This window comes from Amycolatopsis suaedae, from assembly GCF_004214935.1.
Taxonomy (GTDB): domain Bacteria; phylum Actinomycetota; class Actinomycetes; order Mycobacteriales; family Pseudonocardiaceae; genus Amycolatopsis; species Amycolatopsis suaedae.
Genome location: NZ_SFCC01000021.1, coordinates 102,352 through 117,650, shown reverse-complemented (window position 1 = coordinate 117,650; position 15,299 = coordinate 102,352). Strand labels below are relative to the sequence as shown.

Below are 15,299 nucleotides of genomic sequence, written 5' to 3'. Positions count from 1 at the left end.
TGATCAGTCCTTTCCGGTGGCCGCGGCGACGACGCGCTCGGCCGGTTCCTTGATGCAGGCGTGGAGCTGGGTGGCGCCGGGCGGCGCGGCGACGCGAAGTGCTTCCATCAGCGGCCGCGCCACCTCGTTGAAGCCGTCCGGGGCGTCGATGTCGAACTCGACGACGATCGCGGCCTTCACGTCGGCGCGCCGGGGACCGCCAGCCGCTCGCCGAGCTTGGCCAGGACCCGGTCGGCTGTCTCGTCGGCAACCTCGTCGCCGATCTCCTCCCGCAGCACGTCGGCGAGCGGGCCCGCCAGGTCCGCCGCGAGCAGCGGCCGCAGTGCGGCGGCGATCTCGCCCGCGGTGATGTCGTTCTCCTGGGCGACCAGCTCGACCAGCTTCGCCTGCCCGGCGAGCAGGGCGTCCAGCTTGGTCGGGTCCCAGCCGGGCTTAGTGAAGTAGAGCGCCAGGTACGGGTTGATCACCGCGTCCTTGAGCGAGACGTACGAGCCGTCGGGGCGCTCGCCCACCTTGCCGTTGAGCAGGTCGTCTACGGATGGCATGTCGTCTTCCTCCTGTCCGCCGCCGAGCAGGGCGGCGAGTTGATCTCTGGTGCCTCGGAAGGCGTTCAGGTCGAGCGGGCCGTACCCGGCCACGCGGCCGGAGCTGGAGAACTGGAGCACCGCGACGTCGAGTCCGCCGTAGCCGTTCCAGTAGTGGCCGGGCACGTCGGCGTACTCGTCGAGCACGGTGCCCTGCTGGTTGTCCGGGTACCGGCTGGACCACAGCGGCGGCAGGCCGGCCAGGGTCGGTGAGCCGATTTGCTGCCAGTACCAGCGCGGCAGGTACAGCAGCGGCACCGTGTAGCCCGCGGCGCGCAGCCGGTCGACCAGTTCCCGCGTCAGGCTCACGCTGCCGGACCCGGCCTCGACGTCCGGGATGACCGGCACGTCGGTCGGCACCATGCTCCGGATCGTGTCGACCTGCGCCGCGGCTGATCCGGGGCGCTGGTAGTGGTAGGCGGCGACGAGCATGCCGACGTCGCGGGCGCGGCGCAGCGTGGCCTGGAACCGCGGGTCCCGGAACGTGCTGCCCTCGGTGGCCTTGAGGAGGATGTACTCGATCCCCTCGGCGCGGGCACGGGCCAGGTCGGGGTTGCCGCGTTGGTGGTGGCTGGTGTCGAGTCCGAACAGGACCATGGGGTCACCTCGTTGCGATGTTGAGCACGGCGAGTGCGATGGACACGGTGACGCCGAGGAGGGCCAGGGCGACGGTGACGCGCATCGACAGCGAGGCCTTGCGGTCGGCCTTGGCTTCGGTGAGGTCCGATTCGATCTCGGTCACCCGGTGTTCCAGCACGGCGATGCGCGGGCCGATGGCGGCGGTGTGGGCGCGCAGCTCGACGGCGAGGGCGACGAGGTCGGAACGGACGGCGGCCAGCTCGTCGTGCATCGTGGCCCGCAGCGTGTCGACCTGCTGGCCGAGGTAGCGCAGTGCGACGTCGCTCGGGTTCTCGGTCATACCGGGATCACCCTGGCGTGGATTTTGCTGTCGGCATGCATGGCCCAGCCATCCCCGCCGCCGCCGGCGGTTTTGGTGACGACGAGGGTGACGGTGCGGTCGGCGCCGGGTGACAGCGGTCCGGAGATGCCGCCGACGGTGTACATGCGGTCGGTGGCGTTGGCGTGGATTCCGGGCAGCAGGGAGAAGGTGGCCTGTAGCAGGGTGCCGCCGGTGCCGGGTCCGTCGCGCATGCCGAGGATGACGCCGGTGAGGGTGCCCATGCTCATCCGCACGTACCCGGTCCACTGCAGGCGGTACGTGACCCCGGGGTTGGGCACGATCAGCGTGGCGTGGTCGGTGGTCACAGTCTTGGTGCCGGTGTTGATGTTCCCCGTCTCGGCGACGGCGATCATCGCGTTGAGCATCTGAGCGGTGATCCGCTGCCCAGCACTGAATCCCACAGCAGCCTCCTACAGGGCGATGATCGCGGGTTGGGCCAGCCGAACATCGGTCCCGGCCGCGTGGCTCTTGGTGATGCCGTTGACGGCGCGGGTGACGGTGAACAGCTGCGGGTTGCGCACGACGAGGTCGTCCCAGGAGGCGACGACCGGGGCGTTGCTGGTGCCGGTGACGAGCCGGTGGTAGGTGCCGATCGCGCCGACGGCGGTCAGCTCGGTGTCGGAGGTCTCCAGCGTCCACGCCGCCGGTTCCGGCGTCGAGGCCAGCCAGATCTTGCCGCGGATCGTGGTGCCGATGACCTGCATGCGCAGCCCGAACCGCGTGCCCGCGCCGTGGGTCAGCCCCGGAACCACGACCGCGGTGAGCACCGTCTCCGAGCCTGCGACGCGCTTGATGATGTAGAGGGTGACGGTCTGGTTGGTCTCCAGCGCAGGCCGGACGAACAGGTAGTTGTCGGAGTCGAGGTGGCGGGCCAGCAGCCCGACCAGCTGCGGTGCGCCGGTGGCGAGCTTGTCGGTGGCGACGGTCGCCGCGAAGTCCACATCCGACTGGTTCACGGGAAGGACGGTGAGGCGGCCGACGTTCACCGTGCCCTGGGACACCAGCCCCTGGGTGCCGGACACCGAGAAGTCCGACGCCGAGCCACCCGACGTGGCCCAGGGCTCGCCCGTCGTGGCGGTGCCCCAGCCGTTCGCGACGGTCCGGGTGAACGTGTCGCTGGCTCCGTTGGCGACGGCGGTCACGGTCATGACCTCGCCACCTGCCCGGATGTCGAACGGCATCTCGGCCGGGTCGGTGGTCCACTGCGGCCCCTCGGTCGTCGTCACCGGGACCGTGGTCGCGCCGCTGGTCACCGCGGTGGCGATCTGCGAGCCGGCGGTGTCGGCGCGGCCCAGCTGGGTGTCGCCGACGACGCCGACGTTCCACGGCGAGCCGGGGGTGCAGTTGAACGTCAACGACCACACGTGGCTGTTGAGGCGCTCGGTGTAGCCCTGCGCGATCAGGTCCACTGTGTCCGGCGGCAGCCAGTCCGGGGTGTTGGCGACGGTGATCCGGTCGCCGACGTCGAGCGCGGTCACGGCGGGGATCAGCTCCGGGCTGCGGGCCAGGTTGATCCGCAGCTGCGGATAGCGCGCCTCGTCCACGGTGCCGAGGTGGAGCCGCCAGGCGGCCTGGTGGGTCAGCTGCGCGTCGTTGGCGACGTTGACGTCGGCGGTGTCGTCGTAGCGGCCGACGCCGTCCGGTGGCGGGAGCACCGACAGCGGCCCGGTCTCGTCGACGGCGCGCGCCGAGCTGCCGCCCTTGCGGCGGACCGTGATGTCGTTGACCGTGGCCTGGTCGTCGTCCTCCGGCTCGAACGGTGGCGCCACCTGCCTCGCCGCGTAGTCCAGCTCCAGCGCGGGACGCTGGTTGTACAGCGTGTGCCGGGTGCGGTACCACAGCGCCGGGAAATCCCGGCGCTCGCCGAACACGCCGAGGTCCGCCGCCGCGCACTCGCCCACGAGATCCAGCACGGTCGCGATGCCCTGCTGCCCCATCGGCTCGGTGGCGGCCGGGTCGCCCTCGATCACACAGGGGACGGTCTCCTCGGTGGTCAGCCGGTCGACCCGGGTCCCCGCGGTCTCGAACTGCCAGCCACTCAACGCCCGGAACAGCACCTCGCCGATGTCCTCGGTGTTGTGATCCTGTACCGCCACGTGGCCCATCGCCGTTTCGCCGAGGTTGCCACCCCAGCCGATCGCCACCCGGAGCGCGCGCCCGAACGTGCGGCCGGCCAGCGTCCCGCCGAGTGCGAAACCGCCGAGGATGTCGCCGACCTCGAACGTGAACACCTGCCACTCGACGTCCGCGCCGACCTGGCGCAGCCACAACCCGAACAGCAGGTCCCGGCCGTTGACGTTGAACCCGAGGTTGCCCGACTGGAACAGCTGGATCCCGGACTGGTCCCGCACCCGCAGGATCAGGCTGCCGTCGGTGGCTGCCTCGATCATCCACTCGCCCGTGGTGCCGGTGGTCCAGACGTTGAGCAGCTGCACCTGGGTCGGGACTCCGTTGTCCGGCACGTGCAGCAGGGAGAACGCGCGCAGCTCGCCGGTGTCGGTGCCGCCGGAGATGTAGCCCAGCAGCGACTCACCGCGCATCACCGGCAGCGGAGCCGACGACACGAACCCGCTGTAGGACGCCATCTGAAGCGGCCCCGCCAGCGAGCCGCCGAGGATGCGCATCGGAGTACCGCCGACCGCGGATGCGGCCTGGCGGGCATCGGCGCCGTCTTCGCACGGCCAGTACGCCAGCGCGGGCGGCTGCTGCTGCGGGTTGGTCATGCCGCGGAACATCGCGCTCCGCAGCGGGGACGCGCCATGGCCGAGCCGTCGCAGCACCCCGGACGCCGTGACCGGCACCCACACGTCAGCTCCGGTGGGGTCCCACCGGGACGGCCAGCTGGACACCTCCCCGGCGAACCGCACGGACCGGTCGGTGATCGCGGCATCGCCGTGCACCGACCACACCCGGCCCGCGCCGTCGGTGAACGTGAACTCCTGCTCCCCCGCGACCCGGGACGTGAACACCGGGTTGGCCACGACGGCGCCGTCGATGCCGTTGCGCAGCTCGAACGCATGCACCCGGCCGTGGAACACCTCCGTGCCAGCGAACGCCACCCCTTCGCCGGCCGCGGCGCCGATCTCGACCGCGGCGACACTGTCGAAGATCGACGTCGTGCTGGCTCCGATGACCGGACTGCCGAGCTGGGTCCACGGCCCGGCGATCGTCGGCGCGGTGTAGAACGTGGTCGTCCGGCCGCCGGAGCCGTTGTCGACGTCGAGCGTCACCCGCACCGCCAGCCGGTCAGAGTTCGCCGGTATCGACGCGGTCGAGAACGCGTTGCGGAAACCCGAGCTGGTGAGCGTGCCGTCCGACGACCACGCGAAGTCGAGCTGACCGTTCGCTCGCAGCTGCAGGATCCACGACCTGTTGTTGGAGTCGTGCCAGAACTTCGACACCAGCACCTGGTTCAGATACGGCCGCCAGGTTCGCGGGCCGATATCGATACGGATATCGATATCGCCCGTGATACCCAGCTCGGTCACGTCGGGCGTGAAACAGCCGGAGATCTCCGGCGCGCCCGGCAACGACAGCGCCGGGTCCGGCGCTCCGACCCGCACCCGCAACGGCGTGTTGCGCCCGATCTTCCCGTACAGCGGGGACATCGGGTTCCGCGGCGAGTACCGCCCGTCCGTGTTGTCGATCACCAACGTGCACTTGCCCGGGTCCGCCTTGGACGCCTCGTCACGGCGGCCCCGGCTGACAGTGATGTCGTTGCGGGACAGGCAGTGCGTGGTGATGTCGTTCCACACGCCGTCGTAGAACAGCTCGACGTTGATGTCCAACGGCTCATCCGGGAACGCCACGGTCACCCCCTGCCGAACGCGGCCTCGACCGAGCCGCCGCCGTCGACCCGCACCATCTTGCGGATCAGCCGCTTGAACTCCTCGTCCGCACCGGTCACGTCGATCACCAGCCGCGATGTCCCGCCTGCACCGCCGCCACCGCTCCCGGCCTGGAAGCCGAACGCGCCAGCGAAGTCGGCCCCGTTGTTGATCGCACGCAGCAGAGGCAGGTTCTTCGCGGTCTGTGCGGCGTTGACGACGAACTCGCCATTGCTGAGCATGGCGCGTACCTTGTCCTCACGCGGACCGCCCGGCCCGTACACCCGGCCGCCCATCGGGAACCGCCGCACCGGGCCACCGTCGGCAAACCCCGGCACCAGACCGCCGTCCGCGAAGTTGAACCGCGCGTTGATCTGTGCGGCCACGGTGATCACCTGGTTGCCGAGCCGGTTCGCGTAGTTCCGGATGCGGCTCAGCGGCCCCGTCGCCAAGTCGTTCACACTCACCGTGATCGCCTTACCGTTCGGCAGCCGGTACACCGCGTTGCCGACGTTGTCGACCGACACCGTGACGCCGTTGGCCGCCAGCTCGGCCTCGGACATCCGCGACAGCCACACCCCGAGGGACTGGGTGCCGATCCCGTAGGCGTCCGCCATCCGGATCGCTCCGTCACGGGAGAACCCCATCGCCACCGCGCCGTCGATGAACCGCTGCCGCTGCGTCTCCAGGTCGGCGTTCACCCGCTGGACCGCCTCGCCCAGTGGCACGTTCCGTTGGATCAGCTCGGTGACCGCGGCACCCGCGTTGGCGAACCCGGATTGGAGTTCGACCAGCTTGTTCTGGAGCGCGGAACCGTTGGCCGTGGTGGTGTTGATCGTGCCGTTGGCGGTGAGCATCGAGTCACCCAGCTTGCCCGCCGCCGCCGTCGTCTTGTCGAACCCCTCGCCCAACTCGCGGATACCGTCGTTGATCGCCTGCGTGGCCTCCTCATAGGACGGCGTACGGCCAGCGAGCTGGTCCAGCACGGCGATGATGGCTTTGCCGCGCTCCTCGACTGTGGCCGCCGAGTCCGCGATGACCTGGAACGCGTCGTTGAGCGCCCGGACACCCTCGTTCGCTACGCGCGACTCGAACCCGACCGCGGCCAGCGCGGCCTCTGACGGGCGGGTCGCCTGCGCCATCCGTTCGAACTCGGCGACGGCGCCGGTGACACCGCCGCGAAGCCCGTCAAGCTTGCCGGACAGGTCGAACGCGGCGTGGCCTACCTCGCTCATCTCGCCGGTTGCCTCGACTGCGTCCAGGCGCGCGATCTCGTCGAGACGGGCTCGGAACTGGTCGAGCGCGGGGCCGCCCTTGACCAGGGCGTCGATCATCTCGCCGTGGCTGATGCCGAGCTTGTCGACCAGCCCGGCGACTTCCTGGTAGGCCTCGCTATTGTAGATCTGCTTGCGGGCGTTGTCGTCGAACGCACCACCCGACTCGCGCAACGCGTCCGCCAGGGACCTCTGGTCGGCGGCGGCCTGCTGGGAGTCCCGACCGAACGACGCCAGCAGAACCGCGGCCGCGCCGATGGCGATACCCCACGGGCCACCGAGCATCGACATCACACCGCCCGTCGCGGCAGCGAGCTTGCCCACCCCGCCGGCACCGGCGGCCTTGTTCGTGGCGTTGCCGAAGTTCGTCACCGCGCCGGTGACGTTGTCCATGATCCCCTTGACGGCGGTGACGCCGCGCATCGCTGTCGACAGCGCCAGCCACACGCCGATGAGCGGTCCGAGCGCGCCGGTGAGCGGCTGCACGACCGCCAGGACACCGGACAGAACGTCGAGCGCGACACCGAGCCCGGCGGACACCACCGGCAGCGCGGACCCGGACAGGTCACCGAGCACGTCGAGCAGCCCGGTGATGACGCTGACTGCCTCGTCGCCGTGTTCGGCCCACAACCCGGTGAGGTTGGCGAGGATCGTGCCCACGGCGGGCAGGCTGTCCCGGACGAGCAGGCCGAAGTGCTCCAGCGACTTCCCGGCCTCGGCAGACTTCGACGACGTGATCTCGAAGAACTCGCTGACGCCGACCCCGGCGTCGCGGGCGAAGGTGCGCAGCCCTGCGAACACAGGGCCCGCGCGGGCCGTAGCCGTGACCAGCCCCGGCATCGCCTGCGTCGCGAAGTCGGTGACGGTGCCGACGAGGTCGTCGACGTAGCCCGCCGAGGCGGCGAACGCCTGCTGCATCTGCGGACGCAACCCGGCGTAAGCCGCGCCGATCTGGTCAGCGGCACCGACCAGGGCGTCCGCCATCGGGGCGGCGTCGGCGGCCAAGCCGTGCTTGAGCTCGTTGCCGAGCTGCTGGAACGACTGCTGAACCTGCGCGTTCTCCCGGACCGCGACCGCGCCGAGCCCGATGAACGCCGCCGGCACCGCGGCGACCGATGCGGCGACCGCGGCTCCCGCTGCCGCCGAGCTGCCCGCGACGCCGGCGAGGATCGCGGTCGCGCGGGTGCCCATGCGGTTCATTGAGTCGCCGACCTTGTCGAACACCCGGCTGGCCTTGTCGATGCCGAGCACGGTGAAGATGAGGTCGTTGGCCACGACGAGTCACCGCCTTCCGGGATGCTGCTGGGCGGCTTGTCGTTGCTCCTCGGCGCGGCGCCGGTGCTCGGCGACTAGCTCGACGCACATCGCCAGGTCGTGCAGGGTGAGGCGGCCGACGTCAGCCGGGTGCATGTTCCACAGGGACAGGAAGAACGGTTTGTGCTGCTCTACCGTTTCTTCGACCGAGCGGGTGTCTCGGTCGCTGGCGGAGGGTCCTCGGCATCACCGGCCGGCGTGTTCTCGCCCTCTGTGGACTCGGGACGTAGGTCCTGCAAGACGTCCAGCTTGAGCTTGTTCCACACGAAGTTCAGCGACGGGTCGTCGAACTTGATGTCCTCGCCAGCGCGGCACCGCGCCAGCCAGTAGAACGCCTTGATGCCCAGGGCGCCGCCCTGGGAGAAGGAACTCACCAGGCGCACCCAGATCATGCCGGTGGCCTGTTCCAGCCGGATCGCCTCATCGGCGGTGATCGTGTGGAACTCCAGTCGCCATGACTGGTCGCCGTAGTTGAACTCGTACACCAGCGCGTTGCTGCTCACGTGCTCCCCTTGCTACTTGATCTTGCGTTTGATTTCGTCGACCGCCTCTACGGCCCGGTTCCGAATCCGGCGGCCGTGACGAGACATGGGCCGGTCGAACCACTTCGGAGGGTTCGTCGTCTGCGTCACCCACACCGGCCTGCCGAACACGGGGTGCCGCCAGCGGCCGGTGTTCATGTGGGCCGGTAGCTTGCGTTGATTCGCAGGCAACAACGACTTGTTGACCTTGATCTGTACCGAGGCCGTCTGACCGCGTGCGCGGGTCTGCGTCTGGAGCGCGCGGCCGACGGTGGCGCGCAGCCCGCGGCCTTCGAACGCCCGCTGCCTGGTGCGGTTGGTCTTCTTCCGTACCCGGGACATGGCGTGCTCGCGCCGGGCCTGCCCGCCACCGCCGCGCCCGTTCGCCGCGGTGGCCAGCCCGCGTACGGACCGCTGCGCGTCGTCCACGGCTGGTTTGGCCGCGGTCCGCATCTTCTTCGCCATCTCCCGTGTCAACCGGCCGTCACCGGCTTCCTTCAGCTTCCGCGCGGTGCGGCGGAAGCTTTCGGTGCCGCGGATCTCGACGTGCGCGGGCATCGGTCAGCTGGTCGCCCGCGACACCACACCCGAGGTGTTGAAGCTGAGCGACTTCATGGCCATCTCGTTCAGGCTGCCGCCGACGGTGTGCTGGGCGATGAAGACGGTGCCGGTGTAGTTCGGGTTGGTCGCCGACACCGGGCCGGCGTCCGGGCGGACGATGAACGGCACGACGGTGCCGAAGAGCGGCCACAGCGTGGCGTCCACGTTGGACGCGGCGAAGTCGTCCAGCAGCTCGATCGTGAGCGTGCCGGACTTGAGGCCGCCGGTGGTCTCGTTCCACCCGTCGCCCATGGCGGTCGAGTCGAGCGCGGTGGCCTCCAGGGCCAGCGTGCCCTGGCGGACATGGTCGGACAGGTTGACGCCGTTGATGCTGACGAACTCGTTGAGCAGCGCGAGGGTGGCCATGTGCGTTTCTCCTTCGGGCAGGCCAAATACCCCGCCGACGGCCGACGGGGTGCAGGTGACGGGTGGTTACTGGATGGCGAGCGCGGCGGCGACGGTGAACGAACCGGTGACCGCGGTGACGTTGAGCCGGAACCAGGTGTCCGTGATCGCGGACGCGTCGATCTGCGCCATCCACGTGCCACCGACCGTGGTGACCGGGCCGATGGTGGCTCCGGCAACATCGGACGGCGTCGTGAACGCCTGCGCAGAGTCGGACTCGACCTTGACGCTGAGCGTGGTCCCGGCGGCGAACACGTGCAGCGTCGCGTACAGGAACTGTCCGGGACCGCCGGCGCCGAGGTTCACCGGCGAGCCCAACGGCCCGGCCGACGCCGCGGCGCCCATCTTCTTCGCCAGCTGCCCGCGGACCACACCGACGGAGTCGGAGCCCTGCGCCTGTACCTGGAACGGCGCCATCTCACCGAGGCTGCCGAGCAGCGAGTAGGTGTACTGCCCCGCTTTCCACAGGTAGGCGGTGCCGCCCTCTTCCTCGGCCGGGCCGAACGTGTGCACCCTGTTGCGGACGGCGAGGTTGGTGAACAGGTCGGGGTCGACCTCACCGTCACCGGCGGACCAGAACCCGGCCTGCTCAAACGTCGCGGACTTCAGGCCGCCCTGCAAGCTCGTCCAGCCGTTGTTCCGGAACGTCGTCTTGTTGAGCGCGACGGCTTCCATGTTCAGGTTCACCTGGTTGGTGTCGCCGGTGAAGTCGTGGCCGTCCACATAGGTCCAGGCGTTCAGCAGCGCGAGCGTGGCCATGTCAGCGCTCCTCCTTCTTCTCGCCAGTGGACGGGCGTGTCGTGGCGCGGATGGGCGTCAGGTGGCCGGACTCGACGAGCGCGGACACGTTCAGCGGCGTGTCGAGCGGCAGCTCGAGAACCTCGCCCGGCTCGACGCCCTCGACCGGCCGCGGGCCGACCCGGAACCGTCGTGTGGTCATGTGCTGCTCCCTCACGTTCCTGGGGCGACGACGCGCACAGCGAACTCGCCGCCGTAGAAACCGATCTGGCCGACCTCGTCGAGGCCGAGAACCCGGAAGCTCGTGATGTGGCACTCCTCGACGAGCCCGCCGAGGCGGCGGTCACCGTCGATCGCGGCCGGGACCGAGTTCGGGCCGGCGACATCGGCGTAGGACGCGAGCGCGCGTTGCCCGACCCGGTCCAGCGCGGCCGACACGAGCACGGTCACCGTGAACCGCAACTCGAACCGGCCGCGGCCCATCGTGAGCCGGTACTCCGGGACGTCCGGCACGCCGACCACGGCGGCCGGCGGGTTGATCTGGTCGGCCACGTACGCCGTGACCCGCAGCCCGGGGATGGTCTTCAGGCGGGTCTCGATCCCGTCCATGATCTGGGTCAGCGACGGCGCCACGTCAGGCCACCATCGCCGGTTCGCGCACGTACGGCGCGAGCTTCTTGACCAGCAGTGGGTTGTCCCGCACGCGCATCGGCCCGAACTCGCCGTACCCGGCGACACCGAACGGGGCGTCGGCGAGTTTCCGGGTCTCGGCGGCGAGAATGCGGCACGCCTGCTGCACAGGCTTGGGCACGGCGGACCACCCCCATCGGGCGGTGACGCGGATGGTGGCGCGCCTGCCGCGGGGAAAGTCGTGGTCGTTCACGGTACGGATGACGTTGTACGGCCAGCCGGGACGGCCGGCGTGGATGCCGTTGAGCGGCTCCAGCTGGTAGTCCGACGCGGGCCAGACCGTTTCGAAGGTGCCGTCGTCGTTCTCGTCGGTGGCGACGATCAGGCCGTCGGTGGTGTGGAAGTCGTCGACGTACACCAGGTCACACCCCCACCGCTCGTAGATCCGTGCGGACGCGACGCCGGCGTCGTTGAACTGGCGACCGGTGTGGTCCTCGATCTCCTGCGTCGCCGAAGCCAGCGCGTCCTCCAGGCGCCCGTTGTCGACGTCGTCGGTGATGCCCAGGTAGTTCTTCAGGCTTGCGAGCGTGATGTAGGGGTCGCCGAGGGGCATGGTCAGCGCTCCGTCGGTCAGCCGCGGGTCTCGGCCCGGCGGCTCCGGCCGCCGCCGCGGGACTGCCGCGCGGTCTTCTCGGTCTTGGGCTGCTCGGCCCCACCCCGGTCGGCGCCACCTTTCTCGGCCTGCGCCTCGGTGCGTGCGGGTGCGGCCGGGTCGGCGTACTCGGCGCGCACGCCGTCGGCCCACTTGCGGGCCTCGGTCTCGGGCATGTCGACCTCCTCGCCTGGCGCCCACGAGAAGTCGGCGCCGGCGACTCCCTGCAGGACGCGAATGCGCACAAGCTCCACGGTGGTGTCCTCCTCGGGGTGGGCCGCGCCGAAGCCCCTAGCGGCTGTAGGGACTCCGGCGCGGCGTCGATCAGGTGGCGGGGTGCGCGTAGGCGCGGATCGCCGCGGCGTCGTCGGGCTTGCCGTCGAGCCGGGCGAACCCGAGGAACCCGACCTGCAGGAAGTCGGCGTACCGCTCGGTCAGGCGCAGGGTCTGCACGTCCAGCACCTGCCGGATGATGTAGCCGGCGGCGATGTCGCCGAACACGATGGACTTCGCGGACGCGGCCGGGACCGGCATCTTGTTGTCGATCGTGTAGCCGTACCCGTTGATCGTCGCGGGGAACCCGGGTGCCGGAACCGGCACCCACAGCGGCCGGTTGTCGGCGTCCTTGAGCTTGCGGATCATCTTCAGGGCCGCGTCGCTCATCAGGTACCGCGCGTTGGTGCGGTACGCCGGGTCCACGGAGTGCTCCAGGTCGACCAGGTCGTCGTAGATGATGCTGGTGACCTGACCGGTGGCACCGGTTTTGCCGATGGTGACGCTGGTGGTGATGCCCTCGGGCTGGTTGGTGCCGGTGCCGCTGCAGAAGTGACCGGCTGCCGCGCGGCCGATGCGCTCGCCGAGCTTGCGCGGCAGCCACGTGTTGATGTTGAAGGCCGAGTCTTGCAGCAGCTGGTAGGACACGCGAACCAGCCGCGAGGTGTAGGTGTGCGCGGCCAGCTTGCGCTGGCCGACCGTGACGTCCAGCTCGGTCACCTGGGTGTTCTCGGCGAGGATCGCGCCCTCGTTGCCGGTGTCGTCGTTGGTCGGCCACGGAAGGTCGTTACCGGTCGTCGTGGTGATGACGTTGGCGATGCCGAGCAGCCCCCCGAACGCCTTCATCGTCTCGGTCATGACGTTGCGGAACCCTTCGGGCACCAGGTAGCCGCCGGCTGTGTCCGGAGTGGTGCCCTGGGCGCGGACCTCGGAGAAGTTCTCCATGAGCAGCTGCCGCTGCTCAGCGTCGAGCCGGTCCATGCCGCCGCGCATGTAGCGGGTGAACGCGTCGGCGTAGCGTGCGTCGACGTTCTCCTCCCGGACGGGCCCGGCCGGGGTGGTGCCGGCCTGGATGATCTGGGAACGGTCGACGGTGTCGAGCTGGGCGAAGCGCTCCAGGCGCTCGATGTCGCCGGACACCTCGGTCAGCCGGGCCTCGGCCTCGTCCCAGTTCTGCCGCTCTTCCGCGGTCAGGTCGCGGTTGTCGGCCTCGGCGGCGTCGCGGATGGCGCACATCCGCTGCCACACCTTGTTCTGCTCCTCGATGAGCCTGGTGAGCTGCACGCTCATGATGTCGGGTTGTCCTTCCTGGTCGGCAGCCCGTAGCGGGCCGCGTAGGCGTTGATCAGGTCGTTGGGGGACAACCGAGTGGACTCGCCCGGCTCGGTGCCGACGGTGCCGCGAGTGGACTCACCCGGCTCGCGGTCGACGACCTTCAGCAGGTCCAGCAGTTCCGGCTTGTACGCGGCGCGGCGCTCGATCGCACGAACGTCGCCCCGGTGCACCAGCGCGGTAGCCACGGACCTCAGTCCCGCCTCGGTCTCTTCGTAGGCGGGAAAGGTGACGGCGCTGACCTCGATCAGGCGGACCTCGCGGATGATCCGCACGTCCACCTCGATCGGCTCGTCGTAGCCGTCGACCTCGATTTCCTCGGTGTTCCAGTCGTCCTTGACGACGTAGAACCCGAAACTCATCCCGGTGATGTTGCCGTTGCGCACGTTGGCCTTCAGGTCACGCACGTAGGACAGCTCGGTGTCCAGAGCGGAGTTCACCGGCAGGCCCTTGGTGTCCTGGCCCAGGGTCAGCGAGCCGGCTGACACGCGGGACACCACGTAGTAGGAGTCGTGGTCGATCAGGAACCGGGCGTCGCCTTCGGACAGGGTCTTGGTGAATGCGCCCGACGCGATCTCCTCGTAGAAGCCCCACCGCAGCGGGTTCCCGATCGCGGTGCGGGTGTTGAACACCGCGGCGTAGCCGTGGAACCGTTCGTCACCGTTGTCGCTGTCGCCGTCGGCGCGGATGGCCACCCCGGCGGTGGACAACGGCAGACGGCGACGCTCCTCAGTCGTCGGCGCCAGAATCGTCATCATCATCTCCACTCGGTGCGGGGTTCGGTGCGGACGGACCCGGCGCGGGCGGGTTGCCGAGCGGGGCCATGTTCAGCGGCTGCAGGTAGGTGTCGCCGCCGTCGACCGGGGTCATGTTCTCCTTGGCGCGGATGTCGTTCGCGCTCATCGCGCCGACCTCACGCATCACGCGGTAGAACTCGGCACGGGCCCGCGAGTCACCGCGCAGCAGCCCTTCGACGGTGTACTCGGCGTACTCGTCCGGAGCGACCGGCCGCACCAGCTCCTTGGTGATGCGCTGCTCAGTCGGCACCAGCCACATCGGGTGCAGGTCGAACACGACGAACCCGAGCGCTTGCTGCTCCAGTCCGGTCCCCCAGCTGGTCGACCGCTCGGTCTCCATCAGCAGGAACAGCGGCACGCCGAACATGCGGGCGATCTCGACCACCTGGAACCGGCGCGACTCCAGGAACTGCGCGTCCTTGTACGGCATCGTGATCGGCTCGAACGACGCACCCGAGTCCAGGACGGCGACGTCGTAGGCGTTGTCCGAACCGGACACCTTCGCCTTCCACCGCGCCTTGAGCGCCTCGGCCTGCTCGGGCTGCAACCGCTGCTCGGTCTGCAGGATGCCCGACAGCATGGCGCCCTGCCCGAAGAACTTCGCCCCCGACTTCTCCGCGGCCAGCGCCAGCCCGACACCCTGCGACGCCGCCCGCACCGGCGATACCCCGCAGGTGCCGTCGTAGCCCAGCCCGGGGATGTGCAGGATCTCCCGCGACGTGCGCACGTGGATCCGGCCGTCGTCGTCGGTGACCTCGAACAGCTTCCCGCCCGGCACCGCGTCGCTTGAGGTGTCCCGGTAGGCACGGACGCGGTCCGGGCGGATCGGCCACAGCTCCCGCACTTCGCCGGAACGGGAACGGATCTTCTGCTGGTAGCTGTTGCCCCACAGCAGCCGGTGCACGTAGGACAGCCGCCACAGCTCGAACGGCGTCAGCTCCGGATGCGGGTCCCGCAGCAGCCGCGACTTCGTGCGCACCTTGGTGTCGTCGCGGTAGGTCGGCAGCGGCAGCGCGGCCGACACCGACGAGATCAGCGCCACCGATCGCCACACCGCCGGCATGTGCAACGCGGTCAGCTCGGTCACCGGGACGCCGGCGTCGCCTGACGGCCCGCGCATCCAGTCCAGCAGGCTCGACGAGGTGAGTGGAACGGCCGGGTTCTCGACGCTGCGCTGGAACAGCCCGAACAGCCCCGTCACCGTGCCCGCCCTTCCCCGCGCTCGGCGGCGGCTCGGCGCTGCTGCTTGGCCTCGGCGGCGGCCCGCTCACACGCCACCACCCCGGCGACCCCGCCGAGGATCAGCGCGGCCGGCACGCTCACCAGCCCCACGCCGACCAGAGCGGCCAGCACGAACAGCGCTTCGAGCGCGAGCACCACCACGGGCGTCC

Annotated in this window: 19 protein-coding genes; all 19 read right to left on the bottom strand. The window is 70.0% G+C overall.

Going from position 1 to position 15,299, the window contains the following annotated elements; all coding sequences use genetic code 11:
- Positions 1 to 3: 3 nt before the first annotated feature.
- Positions 4 to 180, bottom strand: coding sequence for a hypothetical protein (locus EWH70_RS35705; protein ID WP_165436515.1), 177 nt, complete (start codon positions 178 to 180; stop codon positions 4 to 6).
- Positions 177 to 1,181, bottom strand: coding sequence for a glycoside hydrolase family 25 protein (locus EWH70_RS36020; RefSeq protein ID WP_205669350.1), 1,005 nt, complete (start codon positions 1,179 to 1,181; stop codon positions 177 to 179). The genes EWH70_RS35705 and EWH70_RS36020 overlap by 4 nt, the downstream gene beginning before the upstream one ends.
- Positions 1,182 to 1,185: 4 nt before the next feature.
- A complete protein-coding gene (locus EWH70_RS32535; RefSeq protein ID WP_130479408.1) occupies positions 1,186 to 1,503 on the bottom strand; it encodes a hypothetical protein in 318 nt (105 codons plus the stop codon).
- Complete coding sequence (locus EWH70_RS32530) at positions 1,500 to 1,946, bottom strand: hypothetical protein (protein ID WP_130479407.1); 447 nt, start codon at positions 1,944 to 1,946, stop codon at positions 1,500 to 1,502. The genes EWH70_RS32535 and EWH70_RS32530 overlap by 4 nt, the downstream gene beginning before the upstream one ends.
- A gap of 9 nt (positions 1,947 to 1,955) precedes the next feature.
- The gene (locus EWH70_RS32525; RefSeq protein WP_130479406.1) at positions 1,956 to 5,354 is read right to left on the bottom strand and encodes a hypothetical protein; all 3,399 of its coding nucleotides are present in this window, start codon (positions 5,352 to 5,354) and stop codon (positions 1,956 to 1,958) included.
- A 2-nt stretch (positions 5,355 to 5,356) separates the two neighbouring features.
- Entirely contained in the window at positions 5,357 to 7,921 is a 2,565-nt protein-coding gene (locus tag EWH70_RS32520; RefSeq protein WP_130479405.1) for a hypothetical protein, read from the bottom strand.
- A 6-nt stretch (positions 7,922 to 7,927) separates the two neighbouring features.
- Complete coding sequence (locus tag EWH70_RS36550; RefSeq protein ID WP_276320594.1) at positions 7,928 to 8,056, bottom strand: hypothetical protein; 129 nt, start codon at positions 8,054 to 8,056, stop codon at positions 7,928 to 7,930.
- Between the two features lie 35 nt (positions 8,057 to 8,091).
- Entirely contained in the window at positions 8,092 to 8,463 is a 372-nt protein-coding gene (locus tag EWH70_RS32515; protein ID WP_130479404.1) for a hypothetical protein, read from the bottom strand.
- A gap of 12 nt (positions 8,464 to 8,475) precedes the next feature.
- Positions 8,476 to 9,039, bottom strand: coding sequence for a hypothetical protein (locus tag EWH70_RS32510; protein ID WP_130479403.1), 564 nt, complete (start codon positions 9,037 to 9,039; stop codon positions 8,476 to 8,478).
- A gap of 3 nt (positions 9,040 to 9,042) precedes the next feature.
- Positions 9,043 to 9,447: a hypothetical protein gene (locus tag EWH70_RS32505; RefSeq protein ID WP_130479402.1), complete on the bottom strand. Its 405-nt coding sequence runs from the start codon at positions 9,445 to 9,447 to the stop codon at positions 9,043 to 9,045.
- Positions 9,448 to 9,513: 66 nt separating this feature from the next.
- Positions 9,514 to 10,245, bottom strand: a complete 732-nt coding sequence (locus EWH70_RS32500; protein WP_130479401.1) for a hypothetical protein — start codon at positions 10,243 to 10,245, stop codon at positions 9,514 to 9,516.
- A gap of 1 nt (position 10,246) precedes the next feature.
- Entirely contained in the window at positions 10,247 to 10,426 is a 180-nt protein-coding gene (locus EWH70_RS32495; RefSeq protein ID WP_130479400.1) for a hypothetical protein, read from the bottom strand.
- 11 nt (positions 10,427 to 10,437) lie between these two features.
- On the bottom strand, positions 10,438 to 10,857 hold the full coding sequence (locus tag EWH70_RS32490; protein ID WP_130479399.1) for a hypothetical protein: 420 nt from the start codon (positions 10,855 to 10,857) through the stop codon (positions 10,438 to 10,440).
- A 1-nt stretch (position 10,858) separates the two neighbouring features.
- A complete protein-coding gene (locus EWH70_RS32485) occupies positions 10,859 to 11,467 on the bottom strand; it encodes a head-tail connector protein (RefSeq protein WP_130479398.1) in 609 nt (202 codons plus the stop codon).
- 17 nt (positions 11,468 to 11,484) lie between these two features.
- Positions 11,485 to 11,751: a hypothetical protein gene (locus tag EWH70_RS32480; protein WP_130479397.1), complete on the bottom strand. Its 267-nt coding sequence runs from the start codon at positions 11,749 to 11,751 to the stop codon at positions 11,485 to 11,487.
- 79 nt (positions 11,752 to 11,830) lie between these two features.
- The gene (locus EWH70_RS32475) at positions 11,831 to 13,069 is read right to left on the bottom strand and encodes a phage major capsid protein (RefSeq protein ID WP_130479396.1); all 1,239 of its coding nucleotides are present in this window, start codon (positions 13,067 to 13,069) and stop codon (positions 11,831 to 11,833) included.
- Complete coding sequence (locus tag EWH70_RS32470) at positions 13,066 to 13,866, bottom strand: HK97 family phage prohead protease (protein WP_240687343.1); 801 nt, start codon at positions 13,864 to 13,866, stop codon at positions 13,066 to 13,068. The genes EWH70_RS32475 and EWH70_RS32470 overlap by 4 nt, the downstream gene beginning before the upstream one ends.
- Positions 13,841 to 15,109 carry a phage portal protein gene (locus EWH70_RS32465; RefSeq protein WP_165436514.1) on the bottom strand — a complete coding sequence of 423 codons (1,269 nt, stop codon included), beginning with the start codon at positions 15,107 to 15,109 and terminating at the stop codon, positions 13,841 to 13,843. Before EWH70_RS32465 ends, EWH70_RS32470 begins: the two co-directional genes overlap by 26 nt.
- Positions 15,106 to 15,291, bottom strand: a complete 186-nt coding sequence (locus EWH70_RS32460; protein ID WP_130479395.1) for a hypothetical protein — start codon at positions 15,289 to 15,291, stop codon at positions 15,106 to 15,108. Before EWH70_RS32460 ends, EWH70_RS32465 begins: the two co-directional genes overlap by 4 nt.
- Between the last annotated feature and the right edge of the window lie 8 nt (positions 15,292 to 15,299).